Source organism: Halalkalibacter sp. AB-rgal2, assembly GCF_041821005.1.
Lineage (GTDB): Bacteria > Bacillota > Bacilli > Bacillales > Bacillaceae_D > Halalkalibacter.
Genome location: NZ_JBGUAV010000010.1, coordinates 23,015 through 46,274 on the forward strand (window position 1 = coordinate 23,015; position 23,260 = coordinate 46,274).

A 23,260-nucleotide genomic window follows, 5' to 3' on the forward strand; every position below is an offset into this window, starting at 1 on the left:
GTAAGGAGACGATTTAAAATGAAAATTGCAATTATAGGGGCAATGGCAGAAGAAATCACAGCTTTAAAGGAAGAAATGACGATACATCAATCAACAGAGGTTGCTCTCATTCAATTTTATGAAGGAAAAATGTCTACAAAGGATATAGTCCTTTGTCAATCGGGTGTCGGCAAAGTCAATGCGGCTTTAACGACACAAGTTCTAATTGACCATTTCCAAGTAACGCATATTCTCTTTACAGGAGTAGCGGGGGCTGTTGAAGAACAATTAGAGGTTGGCGATATTATTATTTCAACGAGTGCGATGCAACACGACATTGACGCAAGCCCATTAGGCTTTAAACGAGGTGAGATTCCAATGTTTCCTATATCATCCGACTTTAAAGCAAACACTGAGCTTATCAAGCTAGCGGAAGAGAGCTCTACAGCAAGTGTGCATCGTAAAGTACTAAAGGGACGTGTCGTCAGTGGCGATCAGTTCATTGCAAATGCGGAATTGGTTAGAGATTTAAGAGATACGTTTAATGCAGTATGCGTCGAAATGGAAGGTTCGGCAGTAGCTCAAGTGGCGACATTAAATAACATTCCATTTGTTATCATTCGTTCGATTTCTGATAAAGCTAATGGTGAAGCTTCTATGAGTTTTACAGAATTCACTGAACTAGCGAGTGAGCAATCTCGTTTAATTGTTTCAAATATGATTAAGAACATGTCATGATCTCTATTCGTTAATAGGGACTCAAAAAAGTGAACTGGTCTAAGTCCACTGAAAAGCTTGGTTTTAAAGAGCACTGAAAAAGTACAAGTCAACTTTTTCAGTGCTCTTTAATTTGCCTAGCAATGGCTTTTTAAAATAGGGACCGGTTTCGTCCATTGCTTTAAGGATACTGAAAAAGAAAACCAATATTTTCAATTCTCTAGTATTATGAATATTTCTTATTTTTTTCTCTTGTTTTCATTTCGAATATGATATAGTGCTTGGTCGAGTATGGTTGAATTTTTTTCTGTTATAATTGCTCGACGTGGTATGTCTGGAAACGTGTCCGGATTGTCTATCCATGAACGGAGTAGAGGCGTTTTTGACTGCTGCTTCCAACGTTCAATCCACTTCTCTGGTAATTCTTCTGGTAAATTGTCCAATTGGTTCGTCATTGCTAACCAAATGTATGACCAAGCTCGTGGTACAACATTCCAAATGTCATAACCTCCACCTCCTACAGCAATCCACCTACCGTTGCAAAACTGATGAGCTAACTCGTGTGCAATTTGTGGAATTCTTTTATAAGTTTTCATAGAAGAGCAAAGGTGGGTGAGTGGATCTAGAAAGTGGGCATCGGCTCCATTTTGAGTGAGTATGACATCAGGATTAAAAAAATCGATTACTTCTCTAAAGGCTGTTTCGTATAATGTTAAAAAAGATTCATCTTCCGTAAAGGCATCAATAGGTACATTAATGGAGAAGCCGTATCCTTGACCACTTCCTTTTTCATGGACTTGACCTGTTCCTGGGAATAAGTATCTACCTGTTTCATGTATGCTTAGTGTACATACATCAGGATCATCATAAAAGGTCCATTGAACACCATCACCATGGTGAGCATCTGTATCTACATAGAGCACACGTGCCTTGTAGTGTTTACGCATATATTCAATCGCAATGGAGCTATCATTATAAATGCAAAAGCCCGATGCCCTCCCTCTAAAGCCATGATGGAGGCCACCACCTAAATGTAAGGCATGTTGTGCTCTTCCTTCCATTACTTCATCAACAGCTTGTAACGTTCCTCCGACGATTAAGGCTGCAGCGTTATGCATGTCAGGAAAAATGGGAGTATCCTCCGTTCCTAAACCGAACGGTTCTGCCATTTTTAATTCCCCTTTACTCGCTTTTTTAACAGCTTCGATATAATCCTCCTGATGAATCAAAGCAATCTCCTCATCTGAGGCTATTCGAGGTGGAATGACATCGTTCGAGTCTATGGCATCCAGGTGTTGCAATAAATCAAATGTTGATTCAAGGCGAATATGATTGAAAGGATGATTCTTATTAAAACGATAACCGAGCTGTTTATTTGAATAAATATAAATACTATCCTTTTTCATCAAGCTCACTCTGGTCCTTTTGGCCAAATGACATGGTAGCCACTTTTCTCAATTTCTCTAATAATACGCCTTGGATCAATCGTTTGTACTCGAAATGCTAATACCTTGAATTGAGGATCAGGATAAGGATAGACGAGTACACTAGTAATAGGAACTTTCCTCTCTTTAAAAATGCTAGCGATATCAGCTAGCTTCCCTGTAATATTCTCCACTTTTACTTCAATGTGTGAACTAGGCTGATGGGCTCCCATTAATTGAACTAGTGTATGGAGGATATCAGTTTCTGTAATAATGCCTACTAGTTGATTAACTTGAACGATTGGTAGACAGCCGATGTGATACTCATAGAATAAAATAGACGCTTCAGCTACAAAATCGAGAGGATGTGCGGTAATGACATTACGTGCCATGATAGAAGAGAGAGGTTTTAGGAAATCTTCCAAATGATCAGTTGAATGGAAAATGGAAGGGCTAGCATCTCGTATATCTCGATCAGAGATAATTCCAACAAGCTGATTGGATTTATTTACAATCGGTATATGTCTAATTTGTCTTAACTCAATTGTTTGCATAGCGTCTTTTATCGTAGCATCTTCTTCTAGCGTAATGACGTTTTCTTTCATTATTTGATTAATTAACATTGAAAACAACCTTTCTATCTCAATTCGTACACGGTTAGACGACTTAGTACATAAAGCGATTCTGAAAGCGAATCTGATCAAATTGTTGCATCGACTCTTGGCTGACACGGTTACCAATTCTGGCCATTAAGCAGTTCGCTGGATGTGAACAGATTTCAGGATCGTCCGTTGCATACCATATGAGGCCACCGGCGTTCATCATCTTCTCCATCATATTTCGATATTCCCATACATCAAGTCCACTACCTTTTAAATCCCAATGCCAATAATATTCAGTTGTTATAATAATATAATCTTCCATAGCTTCATCTTTCATTGAAAACTGTAGTAAATGCTTACCAAGCTTAGCACCTCGGTATTTTGGAGCTATTTCAATCGCTCCAAGCTCAATTAAGTTCTCCATTTGCCCTTCTGACCAGCGTTCAAGGGGATCTGGATAAACAAAAGTGACATAGCCGATGATCATTTGATTATCACAAATGACATTAATTCGTCCTTCAGGAAGCTCGGCAATTTCAATTAGTGCTTCTTTTTGCTCTAATGGTGGACGAAAGGATGTTAAATCTTCATGGAAATCTAACTCCTTTAATCGGTTGGGTGATATTGGTCCTTCAATTAGTACTTCGTCTCCATGGAAGGGGAGATTCATAGAAAAGTAGGTTTTAAAATGCTGCATGTTTGTAACCACCTTATTAAAAACGAGTAAACAACGATATTTTGAGAAAAGAATTTCAGGAATATTTTCTCATAAGAAGTCAAGGTTTACAGTTTGAATTTGAATACGTTTTCAGTTACTATTATAATGTAAATTGAAAACTTATCAATAGAGGGGAAGATGTGTGATGAAAATGCAAGCGCTTCCGTCTGAAAAAGGAACATTTAATCTTACAAACTATGAGGGTACTAACCAATCATTTAATTGGAAAGATGCTGAAGAAACATTTAGTTGGGCTGAAACAGGACTTGTTAATATGGCTTATGAAGCGATTGATCGCCATGTTGATAATGGAAAGGCTGATCAAATAGCTCTTTATTACAGTGATGCAAAAAGAGATGAATCATACACGTTTATACAATTAAAGGAACAGTCAAACAAGGCTGCAAATGTATTGAAAAGTGTTGGAGTGGAAAAGGGCGATCGTGTGTTTATTTTTATGCCACGTTCCCCAGAGCTCTATTTTGCCTTTCTAGGTACACTAAAGGTCGGGGCAATTGTTGGACCGCTTTTTGAAGCCTTTATGGAAGGCGCAGTAAGAGATCGCTTGGAGGACAGTGAAGCTAAAGTGTTAGTCACAACCCCTGCTTTATTAGAGCGTGTGCCAGTAGCAGATCTTCCTCATCTCGAAACGGTTTTTATTGTCGATGATGAGTTTACTGAGCAGGATTCTTATTTGGATTTCAAAAAACGATTAAATGAAGCTAGCTCAGAGTTCGATATTGAATGGGTAGATCGTGAAGATGGGCTTATTTTGCATTATACATCTGGGTCAACAGGAAAGCCTAAAGGTGTCCTACATGTACATAATGCAATGATTCAGCACTATCAAACAGCAAAATGGGTATTAGATCTAAAAGAGGATGATATATATTGGTGTACAGCAGATCCTGGATGGGTGACAGGAACGTCCTATGGGATTTTTGGTCCTTGGTTAGCAGGAGCAACGAATGTTATACGTGGTGGTCGGTTTAGTCCACAAGATTGGTATGAAACGTTGGAACGGTATCAAGTTACGGTATGGTATAGTGCGCCAACCGCGTTTCGGATGTTAATGAGTGCTGGAGATCAAATAGTGAAGAAGTATAACTTATCTTCATTAAGGCATATTTTGAGTGTCGGTGAGCCATTAAATCCAGAAGTAATTAAATGGGGAAAGAATGTTTTCAATTTACGAATTCACGATACATGGTGGATGACTGAGACGGGAGCACAAATGATTTGTAACTATCCATCGATGGAAATTCGACCAGGTTCAATGGGTAAGCCAATTCCAGGTGTTGAAGCAGCCATTATTGATGACCAAGGTAATGTATTACCTTCAAATCGTATGGGGAATTTAGCATTAAAAGTCGGCTGGCCGTCCATGATGAGAGCGGTATGGAATAATAAGCCGAAGTATGATAGTTATTTTCGGTTAGAAGGCTGGTATGTTTCAGGAGATTCAGCTTATATGGATGAGGATGGTTATTTTTGGTTCCAAGGCCGTATAGATGATGTCATTATGACGGCTGGTGAACGTGTTGGCCCATTTGAAGTAGAAAGTAAGCTTGTTGAGCATCCAGCAGTCGCTGAAGCAGGTGTCATTGGTAAGCCGGATCCCGTTAGAGGAGAAATCATTAAGGCATTTATTGCTTTACGTGATGGGTATGAGGTAACAGCGGAGCTGGAGGAAGAAATCCGTTTATTCGTGAAGAAAGGATTAGCAGCCCATGCTGCACCTCGTGAAATTGAATTCAGAGCAAAATTACCGAAGACGAGAAGTGGTAAAATCATGCGACGTGTTTTAAAAGCATGGGAACTAGACTTGCCAACCGGTGATTTATCGACAATGGAAGATTAATCACAATGACGAAAAGAGGTAGGACATAACTAGCGTCTAATAGTGGAAAAGGTGAATCAAAGTAGCTCAAATTCACCTTTTCCTATTTTACGTGTAATTCTTCTATTCTCTTAGTTGTTGGCAGTGTTTTATATTCACTGCCATTAACGCGAAGCTTTCGTTTTCGGTGGGTGCCTTCTTTTACTTTTGTACATGATGAACGGAATGGGCACCCTGAACAACCTTCGCATTCATAGATTGAAGCTTCTTCGGAAATCTGTTCGATCAGTACGGACTTAATGATTTTGAAATTCAAGTCGTTTCTGATTAGGGAATGTATAGATATCTATTTCTCCACTAAATAAATCCCCTACCAGGGAGTGGGTTCGAAGCGCTAGATTGTGGCAAATCTCTAGCAAAAGAGGCTGGGACAAAAGTGGTTTAACTAAAAGAAAAGCCGAACAATGATAGATGGTGGACGTAAACCGCTCCTGAAATATACTTCGCTTTCCGCGGGAAGCCGGTGAGCCTCCTCGTGCTTCGCACTGCGGGGTCTCACCCTTGGCTTTTCATCCCGCAGGAGTCTACGTATATTTCATCCGCTACGTTCATCTTTTGTTCGGGTTTCCAGATAGACACTTTAGTTATGTCCCAGCCTCTTTACTTTTAAACGAGGTAATTTCGAATGCGAATGTCAAAAGGTTTAATCTTCATCTTCATCTTCATCATTGTCATTTCGATTATTGTTTCCTCTGTTTCCGTTATTGGAATTGTTGTTGCTATTGGCGTTAGCATTTCCATTTTGCCGTTCATTAGAGGAGTTGTTGCTCTCTTCCTCCTCCTGCTCCTCTTCCTCGTCTTCTTCCTCTTCAATGATTTCTGGAACATAGTCTTCGCCTTCAGCAATTGATGAACGTGCTGACTCGCGTCCAGCTGTATCAATCGCTGTAACATAGTAGGAATTTGAATTTCCGCTAATTGAATAAGAGGTTGTTTCATTCCCCACTACATTGGCTATAGCTTCAAAGTCTGTTGTTCCGTTTGCTGCACGGTATACACGGTAGCCGATAATGTCATTATCTGAGTGAACAGACCATCGTAACTCGTCACCGTTAATTCGTACGTTTTCTACATCTCGAGGAACACGCCCGTTATTTGGTGCCTCATCATCTCGTACAATATTTCTCATAGAGTCAGGTAAATATTGTCCGATATTGTCAATATCCCAAAAGCTTTCAGAAAGTTTTATTCCTTCTTCTGTAAATTCTGATGGTGTTGAATCTAATGCGATATAATTTTTGCCGCTAATGGTGACATAACGTGTGCTTTCAAGGCTACCATCTTCTTCAGAAGGGAGAAATTTCGAGTTGAATAAATCTGTCGTCACATATCCTGCTTCTTGGCATGCTGTAGAAGGAAGCATACCTGTTAAGCTACAAATGGAACGACTCACAATACCACTTGGCGCTTCAAACCGGTTGCTAGGCGCTAGTAAATCAGGGTCAACTGAATAAGCTGCATTAGCTAAATTTGCCCAAATTTGTTGTGTTTTTGGACCGGTACGCCCTTCAATAACATGACGTTGGTCATCATAACCAATCCAAACACTCATCGTGACATTAGGGTTAGATGCTACAAACCATGAATCTCGGTTCTCACCAGAAGTACCTGTCTTCCCAGCCCAATCTGCTGAAAACGATAGTCGGCTTGGTAACGACGATGCCGTTCCAACTCCGCGTAATACATCTCTCATCATATCGATCATAAGATAAGAAGTCTGCGGTGTGAAGACGTCTCTTGTTTCCGTTTCATGTTCATAGATCAACTCACCATCAGCGGTTTCAATTCGTTCGATCATATAAGACTCCACATACGTTCCTCCATTTGCAAACGTGGCGTAGGCATTTGTATTTTGCTCTACGGTTACATCGTTTGTACCAAGTGGAGATGATTCATAAGGCGCATCTGATGGTAAGACGAATCCTAAGTCAAGTAACGTTTGTCGCTTTTGTTCAAACGGCACCATTCGATAAGCTCGAACGGCTGGTACGTTTCGTGATCGTGCTACTGATTCTCTTACTGAAAGGAGACCTAAATGCTGGTTGTCAAAGTTAGTTATTTCCTTCCCACTTGGGTAGTGATCAATCGTGTCAGGAATCACAATTCCTGGTTGAACAGCACCAATTTCAAGAGCCGGTGCATACGCCACTAATGGTTTCATTGTAGAGGCGTTCGGTCTATATGCTTGTGTTGCACGGTTATAATGATCGTCACTACCTTCTGTACGACCACCGACAAACCCTTTTATCGCTCCTGTACTGTTTTCAAGTAAGACAGCCCCGACTTGCTCAGGCTTACCTTCTTTATTTGGACCAAATAGATGATCATCTTGAATCGATTCTTGCATCGATAAATAAATATCTTTGTCAACGGTTGTATGAATGCGGTAACCATTTCCTCGAAGGTCCCGCGACACCATTTCTTGATAACGCTGTCTCATTTCAAGCTGTTCTTCCTGATCTAATTCTGATAGATCAACGCCATCTTCTTCCATCTGCTGCTTGGATAAAACATCAATCGCTCTTCGGAGTACTTCATACGTCAAGTAAGGGTACTCTTCAATAGGTGAAGGTGTAAAATCAGCGAAGTTCTCTTCTAAATCATATGCTAATGCTTCAGCACGTTCTTCTTCCGTAATATATCCAGCTTCGTACATTCTAGACAGGACCGTACTCATTCTGTTTATACTAGGATCAATGCTATCCTTTATCGACCCATCATTGCGAAACGGTGTATAGCCAAACGGACTTTGTGGTAAACCAGCAATATATGCAGCTTGAGGAATTGATAATTCCGAAGCATCGACACCAAAAATACCTTGAGCTGCTGCTTGAATACCTGCGATTTGTCGACCAGAAGCGTTACGACCAAACGGAACGATATTTAAATAGGCTTCTAAAATTTCGTCCTTCTCCAAGTAAGTCTCCAAGCGCATAGCAAATAAAATTTCGGATGCTTTACGGTCAAAGGATACTTCATTCGTTAATATTTGATTTTTGATTAATTGCTGTGTAAGCGTACTTCCTCCTGTTTGTAGGGAGGAGTTGGCGACTTCTTGAAACATCGCACGCATGATCGCTTTTGGGACGATGCCTTCGTGTTCATAGAAGTATTCATCTTCTGTTGCGATAATAGCTTGAATGACATGTTCAGAAACATCTTCTAAGCTAACCTCATGTCTTTCAATATCTGAAGGTAATTCACCTAAATAGACATCGTTAGCAAAGAAAACTTGACTCGTTTCGTCATAGTCATAGACGGCTGTTCGCATTTCATCTTCAGATAGAAGAGGTTCGTCTTTTACAAGTGAGACGAAATAACCAGCAGCAGCTCCACCAGCAAAAAAGATCATCATGCATATTAAGACAAGAAAAATAAGAAATAAATTCCAAAAGACTTGATACGTAATTCCGATTGTTCGAAATAACGTTCTTTGATGTAGGACCTTGGAGAAACCTCTTATCTTTTCTAAGAAAGTCGAGTTTTCCTTTTCCATGTTTGTTTACCTCCTAAATTCATGATATATTATAGCACAAGCCGTCGAGTGACGATATGAAATGTTTGATTTTGTCTCATTCATCTTGACATACATGTGAAGAATATGATAAAAATGGATCATTCAAATAAATAGTGATGATAGCGTTGAACGGTCTTAGTAATCCAAACTTCCCTGGAGATAGAGAGCTGATGGTTGGTGGGAATCAGTACAAAAGTCTTGGATGAATTACAGCCTGGAGCTTTCTTTGTGAACAAAGAACGGTTTTTGCCGTTATGAAAATGAAGTGGCTATACATTGGCAAAAGTGTAGCAACAAGGGTGGTAACGCGAGGATCTCGTCCCTTTTTAAGGGGTTGGGATCTTTTTTTTGTGTCAAAATATTTAAAGGAGCTGATTACATGGAAAAGGAAGTTATATTGACTGCAGAACAGAAGACTGAAGTAGAGCGACAATTAGCTTATTTACAGCGTGGAGTTGTTGAGATTGTTCCAGAAGAAGATTTTCGCAAAAAAATTGAAAAGTCGGTTACAACAGGTAAACCGTTGAAAATTAAGCTCGGTATGGATCCATCTGCACCAGATGTCCATATTGGGCACACTGTCGTTTTACATAAATTACGTCAGTTTCAAGAACTCGGTCATGAGATTCAAATGTTAATTGGCGATTTCACTGGGCGAATCGGTGACCCAACGGGGAAGTCAGAAACGAGAAAGCAATTAACAGATGAAGAAGTGAAGAGAAATGCCGAAACATATGTGGAACAGTACGGTAAAATTTTAGATATGGATAAGGCTAAGCTTTACTACAATTCTGAATGGCTAAAGCCACTCACTTTTGAGGATGTTGTTCGATTAGCAGGTAATATGACGGTAGCAAGAATGCTTGAACGAGATGATTTTGAAAAACGGTATAAGTCAGGTCAAGCCATTTCCGTACACGAATTTTTCTACCCCCTCATGCAAGGGTATGATTCGGTAGCGTTAGAGTCAGATATAGAGGTAGGGGGAACAGACCAGAAGTTTAACCTATTAATGGGGCGGCATTTACAGGATGCATACGGAAAAGAAAAGCAAGTGGCTCTTACGTTGCCATTAATTGAAGGATTAGATGGTGAACGGAAAATGTCCAAGTCATTAGGAAATTATATTGGAATTGATGAAAGTCCGAATGAAATGTTTGGAAAGTCGATGTCCATTCCAGATGAACTAATGGTTAAGTACTACAAGCTTGCGACTGATCTTCCTATGGAAGAAATTGAATCATTAGAAAAAGGGTTAGAGAACGGTTCTACTCATCCACGAGATGCAAAGATGAACCTTGGGGCTAAGCTTGTTGAAATGTATCATGGCAACGAAGCTGCACAGCAAGCAAAGGAGTACTTCCAAACGGTCTTCCAAAAGCGTTCATTGCCGACTGATATTCCAGAAGTGAAGTGGGAAGGCGAATCCCCGATTTGGATTGTTGAGTTATTAGTTGTACTGAAGATGATGCCATCTAAAGGTGAAGCTAGACGAATGATTCAAAATGGTGGTGTGAAGATTAACGAGGAAAAGGTTAGCGATGTCCAGCTACAAGTAGAGCTTGAGGACGGACTTGTCATTCAAGTTGGGAAGAGGAAGTTTGTTAAAATCATAAAGTAATGAGAGAACAAGCGCTTGAAGGAATCTATATCCTTCAAGCGTTTTTATACAGAATAAGCATTATAACATTCGTGGAAGGAATTGCAGGGAAAACTTAGAGAATATTGGCAAGATCTAAGGTTGGCTTCGCACAATGTATTAAGAAAAGATCGGTATCGTGTTTTTCTTATGCTAATCGGAACCTCATTCCGTAAAGTGGATAAAATAAGCCGATTTGAGTTCGAAGTGGAACGTCATTCCGCTAATACGCCAAAATAACAGCAAAGCGAAGCGCAAATGGTTATATAGCGGAATGAGGTTCCGGACGGACCGTAAAAAAGCTCTTAATGGTTCGAATAGCGGAATGAGGTTCCATCAAAATGGATGAAAGTGAATTCATTGGAGAGGCGTATTCAGTGCAGTAGGCTCAGCACAACTCAATGGAGAAAAGATCGATTCCGCGGTATCCACTGAAAAAGCCGTTTATTTAGTGGCTTTGATTTGATCGCAATGGCTTCACTTTTGCTAGCCTAATAGGAAAAATCGAATCATATCAAGCTTTTTTAAAAAAATAACGGTTCGCTCATTGGTCAAAGGGCGTTGAAAAGTATAAAACCAACCTTTTTCAGTGCCCTACTACCGCGATCTTTCTTACGTAAATGCTGAGATTCCTCTTTCCGAAAATTCATGAATCATTTCTGCCATCTCCTTCGGTGGTTGGTCCATCCCATTTTTCAGCCATTGCTGGATAACTCTAATACTTCCATTGACCATGAACAAACTAATATATTCTGCAATGTGAGAGGGGATGTTATTATATGTTACCCATTGATCAATTGCACAGTCTTGAGCAATATGTATGACTTCATTTTGAAACGAGGGACTACCGTGTTCACTGAATAACGTTTGGCAGCTATTACTATGCTCAGCGATATATTCTAACAGTTTGATTGTAACCGCTAATGAATCTTCTTCTTTTGTATATGTGTAACTTGTTAATGTTCCCTTAATATCTTGAATAATCTCTTCTTCTAATTGCTTAAGGAGGTCATAAAGATCTGTGTAGTGAGCATAGAAGGTAGAACGGTTTATGTCTGCCATCTGACAAATTTCTTTCACAGAAATCATGTTGATTGGCTTGTCTTGTAATAATTCAATGAGACTATTCTTTAATACCATACGTGTGTATTGCTTTCTGCGATCAAGCTTTTCACTCATTTTTTATCTCCTCTTTCTTTATGCACAACAAGTAAATGCTTACATGTTGGATATTGAACGTCTTTTAATAAACTGTATGTTGATTAATCAACACAGTGTTATTATAATTTGGTGGTGAGGTTAAATCAAGGGGGAATCAGCTTGGATCGAATAGCAGACCTGATTATTACATATCGAAAACGAATCGTTACGAGTTTTCTTATCATTACGCTCATTTGTGCGATTGCGCAATTTTTTGTAGCTGTCAATTACAATATGGCTGATTACTTACCTGAAGATGCACCATCAACAACGGCAATAGACATAATGAATGAAGAGTTTGATGGAGCAGTACCGAATGCCCGTGTGTTAATAAATGACGTAACGATTCAAGAAGCATTAGTATATAAAGATCATTTAGAAGAAATCAACGGAGTTTCAGATGTTATGTGGTTAGATGATGTCATTGATTTGAAAATACCGATTGAAATCATCGATGAGGATGTCGTTGAATCTTATTATTTGAACGAACGTGCTCTTATGACCCTTCGTATTCAAGAAGGAGAAGAGGTAAGAATTACGAACGAGATTTACGAATTAATCGGAGAAGAGAATGCGATGGAAGGGGAAGCGGTAGACACAGCTGTTTCTCAGCAAATGGCAGGATCTGAATCGTTATACGCAGCACTATTATTAGTCCCTATTATTATTCTGATCCTCGTCGTTTCAACGAATTCATGGATAGAGCCTGTCTTCTTTCTTACGGCTATTGGCGTATCTGTTTTGATTAATTTAGGTACGAATCTATTCATCGGAGAGGTTTCATTTATTACACAATCTGTTAGTCCAATCTTACAGCTTGCTGTTTCATTAGATTATGCGATCTTTCTGCTCCATCGATTCTCTGATTATCGTGAACGCAACTACGAACCAGTAGAAGCGATGAAGCTCGCGATCAAAAAGGCGTTTCCAGCTATTTCGGCGAGTGCGGCAACGACCTTCTTTGGTTTTATCGCTTTAACATTTATGAGCTTTGAAATTGGAGCTGATCTTGGCTTTAATTTGGTGAAAGGAATTGCGCTTAGCTTCATTAGTGTGATGGTGTTTTTACCAGCTCTCACTTTATGTTTCTATAAGTGGATTGATCGCACACAGCATAAGCCTTTAATTCGTCCATTTCGCAATATTGGATCAGGTGTTATGAAAGCACGATTTCCGGTTCTTATTCTTGTTCTTCTAATAATGGTCCCGGCATTTTTAGCACAAAATAATACGGTTTTCACATATGGATTAGGGGAACAGCCTGAATCGACTAGAGCAGGAAATGATTCACGTGAAATAAAAGAAGCATTTGGTGAATTAACACAGATGGTCTTGCTCGTTCCAAGTCACGAGCTGGTAAGAGAAGTGGAGCTCATTCAAGAGTTAGATGAGATACATGAAATCAAAAGTGTCATCTCTTATTCTGAAGCTGTTAGCTCAGTTATTCCACCAGAATATTTGGATGAATCGATAACTGATGAATTCTTTTCAGAAAATTATAGTCGAATGATTATTAATAAAGAAACGGCTGCGGAAGGTGATCTTGCCTTTTCAATAGTAGAAGAAGTACAAGAGAAGGCAGAACAGTATTACGGTGAGGATGTACTTGTTTTGGGGGAAAGTGTGACGTTATATGATATGAAACAGATCACCTCAAAAGATAACATGATAGTTAATCTCTTGACGGTATTGGCGATTGCTACTGTGTTGCTCGTTACATTCCGATCGATTTCATTTCCGGTTGTCCTGATCTTAACGATTCAAGCAGCCGTTTGGATTAACTTGTCTGTCCCTTATTTTTCGAATATGACATTAGATTATTTAGGCTATCTAATTGTTAGTACCGTTCAATTAGCTGCTACAGTTGATTATGCGATTTTGTTAACAGAAGGTTACAAAGAGAATCGCAAACAGCATTCAGCTCTGGAAGCTATTAAGAAAACATTAAATGAAAAAACGTTCTCGATTTCCATTTCAGCAGCGATTTTATCAAGTGTTGGGTTTATTTTATGGATGACGTCTTCTAATCCGATCGTTGGTTCAATTGGATTGTTACTAGGGCGTGGAGCTTTATTAGCGTTTCTACTAGTTGTGTTCTTTTTACCGGCTGTTTTAGTCATATTTGATAAGCTCATAGATAAAACAACGTGGAGAGCAAATTTTATGAAGGAGAATGAATAATGAGACGAAAGCGATGGGTAGCGATTTTGTTAGTAGCTATACTGATGTTGTTTCCTTTCCTTGGCTATGCAAATATAGGCGAGGAAGAACAATCTGCCCCTTCTACTAGTGACCATGATAGTGAAGCTGGCGTGAGTAATGGAAAAGACGAGGTTATTTATGCCAATTTAAATGCTACAGGTATGCTGGAGAATATGTATGTGGTTAATATTTTTGATGTGGTAGAGGGTGGGATCATTTATGATTACGGGACTTATGAACGTGTCAAGAATTTAACTGACCTAGCAGACCTTTCCTTTGATGCTGATAAGGTTGAATTCACAGCAGACGAAGGTGCCTTTTATTATCAAGGGTATCTACAAGATAAACCACTACCATGGAATGTGACAGTTTCTTATTGGTTAAATGGGGAATCTGTTACAGCTGATCAGCTTGCAGGGGTAGAGGGAGAGCTAAGTATTGAAATTGAAACATCAGCGAATGAACAGGTTGATTCGCTTTTTTATGAAAATTATTTGTTGCAAATAACCATTACGTTTGACTCTGACTTAGCAAAGGTCACTGAAGCGGAAGGAGCAACAGTAGCGAATGCTGGGAAGAATCAGCAATTAACGTTTACGGTTATGCCAGAGCAAGATGCTGATTTAACGGTGGCAGCGGATGTGATCGATTTTGAAATGGATGGCATTGAAATAGCTGCGATTCCACCATCGATGGCGATCGATGTTCCCGATAATGAACTAACAGATGAAATGAGAACATTGACGGATGCGATTGAAGAATTAAATAATGGTGTCGCTGACCTAAGAACTGGTGCAAGTGAGCTACATGAAGGGACAACTAGCTTAGAAGAAGGTTCTTCTCAATTTCATGGTGGTATAAATGAAGTGTCAGAAGCATCTGATGATTTGCTAGAGGCATCAGTGACGATTCATTCGTCGCTTCAACAAATAAGTCGTGCACTAAATAACCCTTCCTTCGATAGCGATTTAGATGGATTGACTGAGCTATCTGAAGGATTAAAGCAAATTGGAAAAGGATTAGATGAAGGTGCAGAAGGATTGACGCAATTACATGATAATTATCAACGGATTCTGGCGACTTTAGATGAAGCGATTAGTGAGATACCGGATCATGCTATTTCCGAGGATGATATTGCTAAGCTCTATGCGAGCGGAGCCGATGTGGGGGTTGTGAATAAGTTAGTTGAAAGCTATTCTGCTTCATTAACGGTTAAAGGCACATACAATGCTGTTAACGAAGGATTACGTGCAGTGGACGACAACCTTCCATTGATGTCTAGTTCATTAACGGAGATGGCTGTCGCGTTGACCACTATTTCAAATGGGCTGTCTAGCTCACTCTCCGATTTTGAGCAATTGGAAGCATTAGATGAATTAGTGACGGGACTTGATGAAATGGCAAGTCAGTATGGCGAGTTCCATAATGGACTCGTAAGCTATATGGATGGAATTGGCGAGCTTGCTCATTCCTACAGTGATCTGCATGAAGGGATAGGTGAGCTAGCTGACGGAACAGCAGAGTTTGAAAGTGGGGTTCGTGAGCTTGAAGAGGGAACAGAAGAGCTACATGAAGCGACAAGTGACCTCCCTGAACAAATGGAAGATGAAATCAATGAAATGATTGCCGGATATGACAAATCAGACTTAGACGTTGTCTCTTTCGTCTCAGAACAAAATGAACATGTCGACTCTGTCCAATTTATCATGCAAACAGCGGCTATTTCTTTAGAAGAAGAGGAACTAGTTGAAGAAGAAGAGCAGCAGGAGGAAGGGTTTTGGAGTAGATTAATTAGCTTATTTGTATCATAATGTCTTTACTGATGAAGAGGTGGAGGAAAAGCGAAGAGTATCTTTTTGAACGTAGAAGATCAATAAAAATGAGAATGAGCCTCCTGTTCTGGTCGTGTCCTCACCTTCCACGGGTGACTTATGATTGATGCAGGGTGTGTTTTGCCGCTGAAAAGACTAGAGCTTGATAAGGTCACTGAAAAAGTTGATGAGACTTTTTCAGTGACCTTCATTTAAGTTGTAATGGAATCCGTATGAGCCTTTTTAACATTTGCAAGGGTTGTCTGTGAGCAGGATTGCACTGTGCTTCTCAATTTGCTGTTAAGAAAGACCACTACCGTCATATTACTACTCTTTAATTTTGTGGTTTTTTATGGTATTGACTTGGTGTAAGTCCGGTAAATTTTTTGAATGAACTTGTAAAATAACTTTGGTCACTAAATTGCAGGAGCATGGATATGTCAGAAATAGAATAATAAGATGAAATAGAAGTAAAGAATGACAACTTTTGTATTGCATGATTTAACCACCTCTAGGATAATAGACATAGTAAGATGTGGGGGTTAGGTCATGAAAGAAAAAAAGAAAAAGTTTTATAACAAGAAATGGTTTACTATTGTCATGTTAATTTTGTTTGCTCCAGTGGGTATTATTCTATTATTTATCAATAAACACTATAAGGTGATTCCGAACCTTATAATTTCTGTTGTTGCACTTTTGTTTTTTATACTTGTAACTTTACCAATAGAAGAAACTGCAGAGCCAGTAGATCAAGAAGACTTAGTGGAAGCAAGTAATGAAGAAGAGACTTCGACAGTAGTTGAACTAACATTAAATGCTGAATTGAATGATGATGTATTAGGTTTTCAGGGTGAAACCAATCTACCAGACAGGACATTAATTGCATATGAAATTTGGCACGATGAAGATTTTGACCATATTGTAGAGGGAAGTATTGAAGTTAAGGACGGCAATTATAAAGAAGAAGTTTCTATTGGTGATTGGCCTGATGGTGAAATTGTAGTTTGGGTGGCTTTTCAGACCATTCTTGGAACGTCCGTTCATCAACCTGATGAAATTATAGAGGTATTTGGTGAAATGGGAGAAAACATAGAGGGTGATAGCGTTTCTGAAACAGGTGATATGAAAAGAGTTGAGTTGGAAGAAACACTAGTGAAAGATACTGACGACGAGAATGAAGACATCGCTTCTACGGACCAAAAAGAAAATGAACCTGTTGAAGTATCAGAACCAGAACAAACATTAGCACAACAAAATGCTGTTTCTATGGCTGAAGACTATTTAGCATATACAGCTTTTTCTAAGAGTGGACTAATAGGACAATTAGAATATGAAGGCTTTGATAATGATGATGCAACTTACGCAGTAAACAATATTAATGTTGATTGGCAAGAACAAGCAATCATAATGGCTCAAGATTATTTAGACTACACAAGCTTTTCGAGAGTAGGATTAATTGAACAATTAGAGTATGAAGGCTTTAGTAATGAACAGGCTACTAATGCGGTAGATGAAATAGGACTTTAAAAGATACAGGCATCTGTCAAACGACAGGTGCCTTTTACCTTTTCTAAGCTACGCTAACTACGTATGAGTAAAATATTGGTGGGAGAAGAAATAACCTTGTCATCCAGGTCATAACAACAGAAAGAAGACAAATAAGAGAATTCATTTTTGGATAGTCCTCATATGTAATAAAAGAATGTATTTTTGTGTTGGTGGAAATTGTTGAAGATTTTTCCCTTCACATACGTCTGCCCACGCAATTTGTTTTTTGAACCGAAAAATCAACCGGAAATACGTGCATTTCTATGTATTTCATTGCAAAGTCCGTAAAAAAAAAGAAGAAGCCTTGAATCGTTGATATAACAACGATTCTAAGGCTTTTCTGTATCCTTTATTCAAGTCATACTCCTTAACGTGAATAGAACTCAACGATAAGAGCTTCGGTAATTTCAGCAGGAAGCTCAGAACGCTCTGGATAACGAGTGTACGAACCTTGTAATGCTTCAGCATCAAATGTTACGTAAGCTGGAACGAAGTCCGTTGCTTCAAGTGATTCCTTAAGAACGTTTAGGTTGCGTGATTTTTCACGTACAGCAATTTCTTGACCTGGCTTAACTCGGTATGATGGGATATCTACGCGGTTTCCGTCAACTGTAATGTGACCGTGATTAACTAATTGGCGAGCTGCACGACGAGTACGAGCAAGACCCATACGGTACACTAAGTTGTCTAAGCGAGACTCAAGAAGAATCATGAAGTTCTCACCGTGAATTCCTGTCATTTTAGCAGCAGTATCAAAAGTGTTACGGAATTGACGCTCATTCATTCCATACATATGACGAAGCTTTTGCTTTTCTTGAAGCTGTAACCCATATTCAGAAAGCTTCTTACGTTGGTTTGGACCGTGTTGCCCTGGAGCATACGGACGCTTTGATAATTCTTTTCCTGTGCCGCTTAAAGAGATTCCTAAACGACGTGATAATTTCCAAGATGGACCTGTATAACGAGCCATAATGTGACTCCTCCTTGTTATTTTGATGTTGCAAAATAACAACCGTATTCGTAATCTCATCCCTTGTTCATTTTGTCTTCATGCATCTTCACTTCGACAGCTAGAAGTTACGCAATGCACCTCAACCGTATCAGCCGCTGTGAGGAACAAAATGAAAACAAAGCATGCTTACGCTGGCTGTCTTATTTCACACAAAGTACATTATATTCATTTTATACTTGTATGTCAATGTTTATCCTTGATTGCCATCAACGTAAATATTTTTTGAAATATGAAAAAATTATATACAAATAGGATAGTTTTCGTACGATAATTGTTTTATAATAGGAATGTATAAAGTCCTATATATTCTTTTTTTATTTATATCTATTCTAATATTTGGTTGTTTTGTAAGTAGTTTCAGTTAATTTTTGACGTTTTTTGTTCACTAGGATAAGTCGAATTTACTACAAGGGATGAAGGCTGTGTGGTGATGAAAAAAGTGGCGAATGTAATTGTTGATAACAATCTATTGAAGAAATACGAGCAACGGTTAAAGGGAATTGCTACCGTTTATCAAGAACAAACTGAAGTCGGTTGGCCTGCATTATTTTTTTTAACTGAAAAGAATCTAACCTTCTTGCTTTTAGAAAAAGCAGGAGACATGTCTGAAACAGAATTACGGTTCGCCAGGTCATTAGTAGAAGCTAATCCTCATCAGAGGCTGTACGAATGTAATGATTATTTTCAAAAGAACATGGTTAAGTTGCCAAATAGACTTACTGCAAATTCTAGTGATGATCTGTATTTAGGAATGGTGACGCCACTGAATTCATCAAACGGTTTAGATCTAAATTCTTTCATAAAAGGGTTAGCGATGTTGTTTTATTATCAAGAGCCAAAGAAGCTGTTTACGCCCTTTTCTGTTATGGATCTATTGAATGACTCCGCTTTTGACATCGAATTGCATTCATTAGTCGATACTTTTTCGTCCTATTATGAGAGGACTTGTAATCGTTCTATTTTAGTGTATGAGCGTCAAGATGATCACCTGTATGCCTTAACGTCTAATGTGACAATCCCTTCAATTATCGAATTGAGCGAATTTGGAACAGCGATTCAGCAAACGAATCATGAATCATGTTGCTTCATTCACGGAGAAGCTTTATTTGCTTCCTCTGATAAGTCCTATATTATGTATCCGGTTTACTTGAATGGAGAATTAATTCTAGTATTCTTTTTTCCATTTGTAGTGGAAAATACTAATATGAGTCTTGACGATTATAAACATTGGTTTGAGCCATTTATTCCTTTACTACAAAAATCATATGTATATGAACGAAAAAAGCATAAAAGCAAGCGTCGTGAAATTTTATTACAAGTTATGAAGAAATTTCATTCCACGATGAAGAGTGAAGACGTGTTACATGAGATCGTGGAAGCCATACACGAGGCATTTCCTGGTTACTTCGTATATTTATTACTTTCTCAAGAATGGAAAGGGAAGGATGGGATACCAATTAAGCCGCTGCTTTATGGAAATGAAGTAGGAAGTAAAGTAGTAGAGCATGCTTATGTGACTGGTGAAATCCAAATTGTCAAACGAAAAGACAAGTTAACGTTATTTGTCCCACTCCGAGGAAAGCAAGGTGTATATGGAGTGATGGAAATTAAAGCTCCGCATACCTACCAACTTCCGAAAGGGGAGGTTGAATTTATTCAAATGCTTGCAGATACTGGTGGTAATGCGTTAGAAAATGCAGAGCTGTATCAACAGTCTCGTCACCTTATCCAAGATTTACAACTCATTAATGAAACAACACATCAGCTAAATGAACATCGACGTCTGACTGACACCGTTCATTATATGACGAGTCAAATTATTGAATCTTTTGGTGCAGAAGAAGTTGGTTTTATTTTGTTTCAAGAGGACAATGAAGTACGTATGTTGGAAGGGAGTACCGGCTTATTTCATGAACGGCTCACCAGTGCACAGTTGTCACCTTTGTTTGCTAAGATGAAAGTGGAGAAGGAGCCTATATATATTGGTGAATTAGAGGTATACGATATTGGGAGGATCCCTCGGTTTCAATCGTTGTTGGCTGTACCGATGATTCATAACCAAAAGCTTACAGGAATGGTCATTGCTCTTCATCATGAACCTTACCACTTTACGTTTGGACACTTTAAATTATTTCAATCTATGATTCGACATTCGACATTAGCGATGACGAATTCGATGCTACATGAAGAGTTAGAGCGACTTGTTATAACCGATCATTTAACAGAGCTTTACTCACGAAACTATTTAGATGAGCAAGTTCAAAGCTCGATGGAGAAGGATCGGGAGGGGACCTTTCTATTAATTGATATTGATGACTTTAAACATATTAATGATACGTATGGTCATCAGGTTGGTGATCAGGTTATTATTCAAGTGGCCAATGTTTTAAAAGAAATGACGACTGATCGAGGTATTGCTGCAAGGTGGGGAGGAGAGGAGCTTGCTCTCTATTTGCCAGAAATAACCCTAGAAGACGGTCGTCAACTAGCTAAAAAGATGCTCGTTCGTATTAAGCAAGAATCGAACCCTTCTGTTACAGTCTCAATAGGAATTTCGTATTGGGGTGAGTTTGGTGATTCCTCAAATTTAAATCAACTTTTTCAACGGGCTGATCAATCATTATATGAAGCGAAGGAAACGGGGAAGAACAAATTTGTAACGGATGAATAGTCAATCGTGTAAAGGTATGGCTTGATGCTAAACGATCGAGCCATACCTTTATTGGTGCTCCAAATAATGTTTAGGTTAATTTCTACCTTTTTCCTAGTTCGAACGTTCTATCCCTTTTGCTAATTCATTCACAAACTGTTCTAGATGAATTTGCTCTTCTTCTGTAAAACGGTTTAGCTGAGGACTATCGATATCAAGTACAGCGAAAATGCGCCCATGTACAATAAGAGGAATGACGATTTCAGATTGTGATGCAGCATCACAAGCAATGTGTCCTGGAAAATCATGAACATTACTTACTCGTATCGTTTGCTTCTTTTCAAGGGAGGTTCCACAGACTCCTTTACCGGATGGAATGCGTACACATGCTGGCATTCCTTGGAAAGGACCTAACACAAGCCCTTCGCCCTCAACAAGATAAAAGCCAACCCAGTTGACGTCAGGGAGAAATTGATTCAGCAATGAACTTGCATTTGCTAAATTTGCAATTGTATTAGGTTCACCTGCTATTAACGCTTTCAATTGATTAGTTACTAGATTATATTGCTCACTTAATGTGCCTTTGTAAGTCATTGATTGAAACATGCTCATAACCTCCATCATTTTAAAAAATGTAGTATATCAAGAACAGGAAAAGGTTGCAAGAAATTTGTCAAATGAAAAATGGACGATGTCGAAGAGATTATAAAGGACTCAGCGAAGAAAGAGCGAAACTAACTGAAGGATGGTTACAATGAGGTGAGAGTCATGCAAAGAGGAATGGCAAAGGAAAAGATTGTAGAGGCAGCTGCTTGGTTATTCCATATGAATGGATTCAATGGAACAACGGTTAGAGAAATAGCTGCTCGGGCAAATGTGAATGGGGCATTAATTTCCTATCATTTTGGTGGGAAGAAAGAGTTGTTTGAGCAATTGAGTATTCCATTTTTCGAAGGGTATATTGAAATTGTTGATCGTTCATTAGAAGGAGAATGTGAGACCGTAGCAGAACGACTTCATTTATTAATTCGCCAATTGCTTGCTTATCAAACGGAAAACCTTTTCATTGCGAGGATGGTACATCGCGAATTGACGCATGATTCGACATTTGTGCGTGAAATTATGGCAACTTATTTACGAAAAGAAATGTATCAATTAGAGCGTCTAGTGAAGCTTGGAATGAAAAGAGGAGAGTTTCAAAAGCAACCCGTGCAGTATATCGTCATTCAAATTCGCTCTTTTATCACAATGCCTTATATGTCTCCTCATTACTTCCAAGAAGTGTATCAATTGAATCCGAGTGATCGACACTTTATCGATCGCTATTTGGAACACATTAAGAGAGTCATTAAACGTTGGTTATGTTCTTCTATAGAATCTCACTCTTCTGCTTAACGGACTTGATTCAAGTTTACTGATGTCAGAAGTTGTTCATGAAATTCTAATGAGTCATAGCCGTTGTTTAATTCCTTTACTTGATGCGCATCTGACCCATAAACGAGTGGAATATTCATTTGTTTGGCTTGATGGACCACAGTGGCATATGGGTAAGGCTCTTTGCATAACGGCTTGATAACCCCAGCTCCATTGTAATCAAGCATATAACCCTTTGCCTTTATTTTATTTAAAATAGCTGTAATCTGTTTTAAGTGTGTTGTATTCGTTCGGAAGCGTTTATGAAATTTTTGTACTAATGTCATATGTCCAATCCGTTGTGGCTTGTACGTTCCTAATTCAGCTGAAACCGATTGATACACAGTCTTATAATAAAGGCTGTGTACGGCATCAATAGAGCCAAGCTGATCACAGGCTAGTGAAAAGGAATCTGGACTGTAATCCATACATACGTAGTGATCCCCGGTTTGTATAAAATGTACAGATAAAATGCTGTCATCTAAATACGGACCATACTCCTCTAAAAAAGCTTTCGTCTCTGCTTCAAATCCAGTAATAAAATCGACTTCTAAACCTAAATAAATGGTTAAATGGTTTCGGTACTCTTTTTTCAATTGCTGAATTTCGTCTATATATGTGTGTAGCTCAGATTGCTTCATAGCACTATCCTGATCAGGGGTAGGATCTATGAAAGATGTGGGTAGTGGAGCATGCTCAGCAAATGTTATGCCTGAACGGCCGAGTCGAATCGCTTCATCACAATAGGCTACTAGAGAATCTTTTGTGCCATGTGGGCAGTAGGGCGTATGGACGTGTCCATCATGTATATTCATTATCTTTTCACCTCTCATAAAGATAGAGTCTAAAATTATGGGACAAAATTAGCAATTTCATGGTATCATAATGGAAGTAAAATGAGGAGACCTTTAACTGGTTCCATTTTGAA

At 38.9% G+C, this 23,260-nt stretch carries 18 protein-coding genes and 1 other annotated feature; of the genes, 8 read left to right on the plus strand and 10 right to left on the minus strand.

Features of this window, described 5'->3' with window-relative positions:
* Nucleotides 1-18 precede the first annotated feature (18 nt).
* Entirely contained in the window at nucleotides 19-717 is a 699-nt protein-coding gene (locus tag ACERJO_RS10065) for a 5'-methylthioadenosine/adenosylhomocysteine nucleosidase (RefSeq protein ID WP_247104678.1), read from the plus strand.
* Between the two features lie 218 nt (nucleotides 718-935).
* Here the strand turns inward: ACERJO_RS10065 and ACERJO_RS10070 are convergent, their stop codons facing one another.
* The 3 genes from ACERJO_RS10070 to ACERJO_RS10080 are packed head-to-tail and all read right to left on the minus strand — an operon-like array spanning nucleotide 936 to nucleotide 3,419.
* The gene (locus ACERJO_RS10070; RefSeq protein WP_373647385.1) at nucleotides 936-2,102 is read right to left on the minus strand and encodes an acetoin utilization protein AcuC; all 1,167 of its coding nucleotides are present in this window, start codon (nucleotides 2,100-2,102) and stop codon (nucleotides 936-938) included.
* A 5-nt stretch (nucleotides 2,103-2,107) separates the two neighbouring features.
* Nucleotides 2,108-2,743: an acetoin utilization AcuB family protein gene (locus tag ACERJO_RS10075; RefSeq protein ID WP_373647386.1), complete on the minus strand. Its 636-nt coding sequence runs from the start codon at nucleotides 2,741-2,743 to the stop codon at nucleotides 2,108-2,110.
* A 43-nt stretch (nucleotides 2,744-2,786) separates the two neighbouring features.
* Nucleotides 2,787-3,419, minus strand: coding sequence for a GNAT family N-acetyltransferase (locus tag ACERJO_RS10080; protein ID WP_247104681.1), 633 nt, complete (start codon nucleotides 3,417-3,419; stop codon nucleotides 2,787-2,789).
* Between the two features lie 166 nt (nucleotides 3,420-3,585).
* Between ACERJO_RS10080 and acsA the strand changes: the two genes are divergently transcribed.
* On the plus strand, nucleotides 3,586-5,301 hold the full coding sequence (acsA, locus tag ACERJO_RS10085; RefSeq protein ID WP_373647408.1) for an acetate--CoA ligase: 1,716 nt from the start codon (nucleotides 3,586-3,588) through the stop codon (nucleotides 5,299-5,301).
* A gap of 82 nt (nucleotides 5,302-5,383) precedes the next feature.
* On the opposite strand, the gene ACERJO_RS10090 is transcribed toward acsA, so the two are convergent.
* Both ACERJO_RS10090 and ACERJO_RS10095 read right to left on the minus strand, forming a co-directional pair.
* Nucleotides 5,384-5,596 (minus strand): transposase, encoded by a 213-nt coding sequence (locus ACERJO_RS10090; protein ID WP_373647387.1) that lies wholly within the window; start codon nucleotides 5,594-5,596, stop codon nucleotides 5,384-5,386.
* 387 nt (nucleotides 5,597-5,983) lie between these two features.
* Nucleotides 5,984-8,836, minus strand: a complete 2,853-nt coding sequence (locus ACERJO_RS10095; protein ID WP_373647388.1) for a transglycosylase domain-containing protein — start codon at nucleotides 8,834-8,836, stop codon at nucleotides 5,984-5,986.
* Nucleotides 8,837-8,973: 137 nt separating this feature from the next.
* Nucleotides 8,974-9,184 (plus strand) — a binding site (T-box leader).
* Between the two features lie 52 nt (nucleotides 9,185-9,236).
* Here ACERJO_RS10095 and tyrS point away from each other — a divergent pair.
* Nucleotides 9,237-10,478, plus strand: a complete 1,242-nt coding sequence (gene tyrS, locus ACERJO_RS10100) for a tyrosine--tRNA ligase (RefSeq protein ID WP_373647389.1) — start codon at nucleotides 9,237-9,239, stop codon at nucleotides 10,476-10,478.
* Nucleotides 10,479-11,108: 630 nt separating this feature from the next.
* Here the strand turns inward: tyrS and ACERJO_RS10105 are convergent.
* Nucleotides 11,109-11,675, minus strand: a complete 567-nt coding sequence (locus ACERJO_RS10105; protein ID WP_247104688.1) for a TetR/AcrR family transcriptional regulator — start codon at nucleotides 11,673-11,675, stop codon at nucleotides 11,109-11,111.
* 141 nt (nucleotides 11,676-11,816) lie between these two features.
* On the opposite strand from ACERJO_RS10105, the gene ACERJO_RS10110 reads away from it, so the two are divergent.
* Together ACERJO_RS10110 and ACERJO_RS10115 are read left to right on the plus strand one after the other, a co-directional pair.
* The gene (locus ACERJO_RS10110) at nucleotides 11,817-13,877 is read left to right on the plus strand and encodes an efflux RND transporter permease subunit (protein ID WP_247104689.1); all 2,061 of its coding nucleotides are present in this window, start codon (nucleotides 11,817-11,819) and stop codon (nucleotides 13,875-13,877) included.
* Nucleotides 13,877-15,709, plus strand: a complete 1,833-nt coding sequence (locus ACERJO_RS10115) for a coiled-coil domain-containing protein (RefSeq protein WP_247104691.1) — start codon at nucleotides 13,877-13,879, stop codon at nucleotides 15,707-15,709. The genes ACERJO_RS10110 and ACERJO_RS10115 overlap by 1 nt, the downstream gene beginning before the upstream one ends.
* Nucleotides 15,710-16,043: 334 nt before the next feature.
* Here the strand turns inward: ACERJO_RS10115 and ACERJO_RS10120 are convergent, their stop codons facing one another.
* Complete coding sequence (locus ACERJO_RS10120; RefSeq protein WP_373647409.1) at nucleotides 16,044-16,202, minus strand: AraC family transcriptional regulator; 159 nt, start codon at nucleotides 16,200-16,202, stop codon at nucleotides 16,044-16,046.
* A 56-nt stretch (nucleotides 16,203-16,258) separates the two neighbouring features.
* On the opposite strand from ACERJO_RS10120, the gene ACERJO_RS10125 reads away from it, so the two are divergent.
* Nucleotides 16,259-17,236: an Ltp family lipoprotein gene (locus ACERJO_RS10125; protein ID WP_373647390.1), complete on the plus strand. Its 978-nt coding sequence runs from the start codon at nucleotides 16,259-16,261 to the stop codon at nucleotides 17,234-17,236.
* Between the two features lie 388 nt (nucleotides 17,237-17,624).
* Here the strand turns inward: ACERJO_RS10125 and rpsD are convergent, their stop codons facing one another.
* Entirely contained in the window at nucleotides 17,625-18,227 is a 603-nt protein-coding gene (rpsD, locus tag ACERJO_RS10130; RefSeq protein ID WP_247104694.1) for a 30S ribosomal protein S4, read from the minus strand.
* Between the two features lie 472 nt (nucleotides 18,228-18,699).
* On the opposite strand from rpsD, the gene ACERJO_RS10135 reads away from it, so the two are divergent.
* Nucleotides 18,700-20,940 (plus strand): sensor domain-containing diguanylate cyclase, encoded by a 2,241-nt coding sequence (locus ACERJO_RS10135; RefSeq protein ID WP_373647410.1) that lies wholly within the window; start codon nucleotides 18,700-18,702, stop codon nucleotides 20,938-20,940.
* Between the two features lie 93 nt (nucleotides 20,941-21,033).
* Here ACERJO_RS10135 and ACERJO_RS10140 read toward each other — a convergent pair whose 3' ends face one another.
* On the minus strand, nucleotides 21,034-21,525 hold the full coding sequence (locus ACERJO_RS10140; protein ID WP_373647391.1) for a GAF domain-containing protein: 492 nt from the start codon (nucleotides 21,523-21,525) through the stop codon (nucleotides 21,034-21,036).
* Nucleotides 21,526-21,687: 162 nt separating this feature from the next.
* On the opposite strand from ACERJO_RS10140, the gene refZ reads away from it, so the two are divergent.
* On the plus strand, nucleotides 21,688-22,314 hold the full coding sequence (gene refZ / locus ACERJO_RS10145; protein WP_247104695.1) for a forespore capture DNA-binding protein RefZ: 627 nt from the start codon (nucleotides 21,688-21,690) through the stop codon (nucleotides 22,312-22,314).
* On the opposite strand, the gene hisJ is transcribed toward refZ, so the two are convergent.
* Nucleotides 22,311-23,147 carry a histidinol-phosphatase HisJ gene (hisJ, locus tag ACERJO_RS10150; RefSeq protein WP_247104696.1) on the minus strand — a complete coding sequence of 279 codons (837 nt, stop codon included), beginning with the start codon at nucleotides 23,145-23,147 and terminating at the stop codon, nucleotides 22,311-22,313. The genes refZ and hisJ overlap by 4 nt on opposite strands.
* Nucleotides 23,148-23,260: the final 113 nt, after the last annotated feature.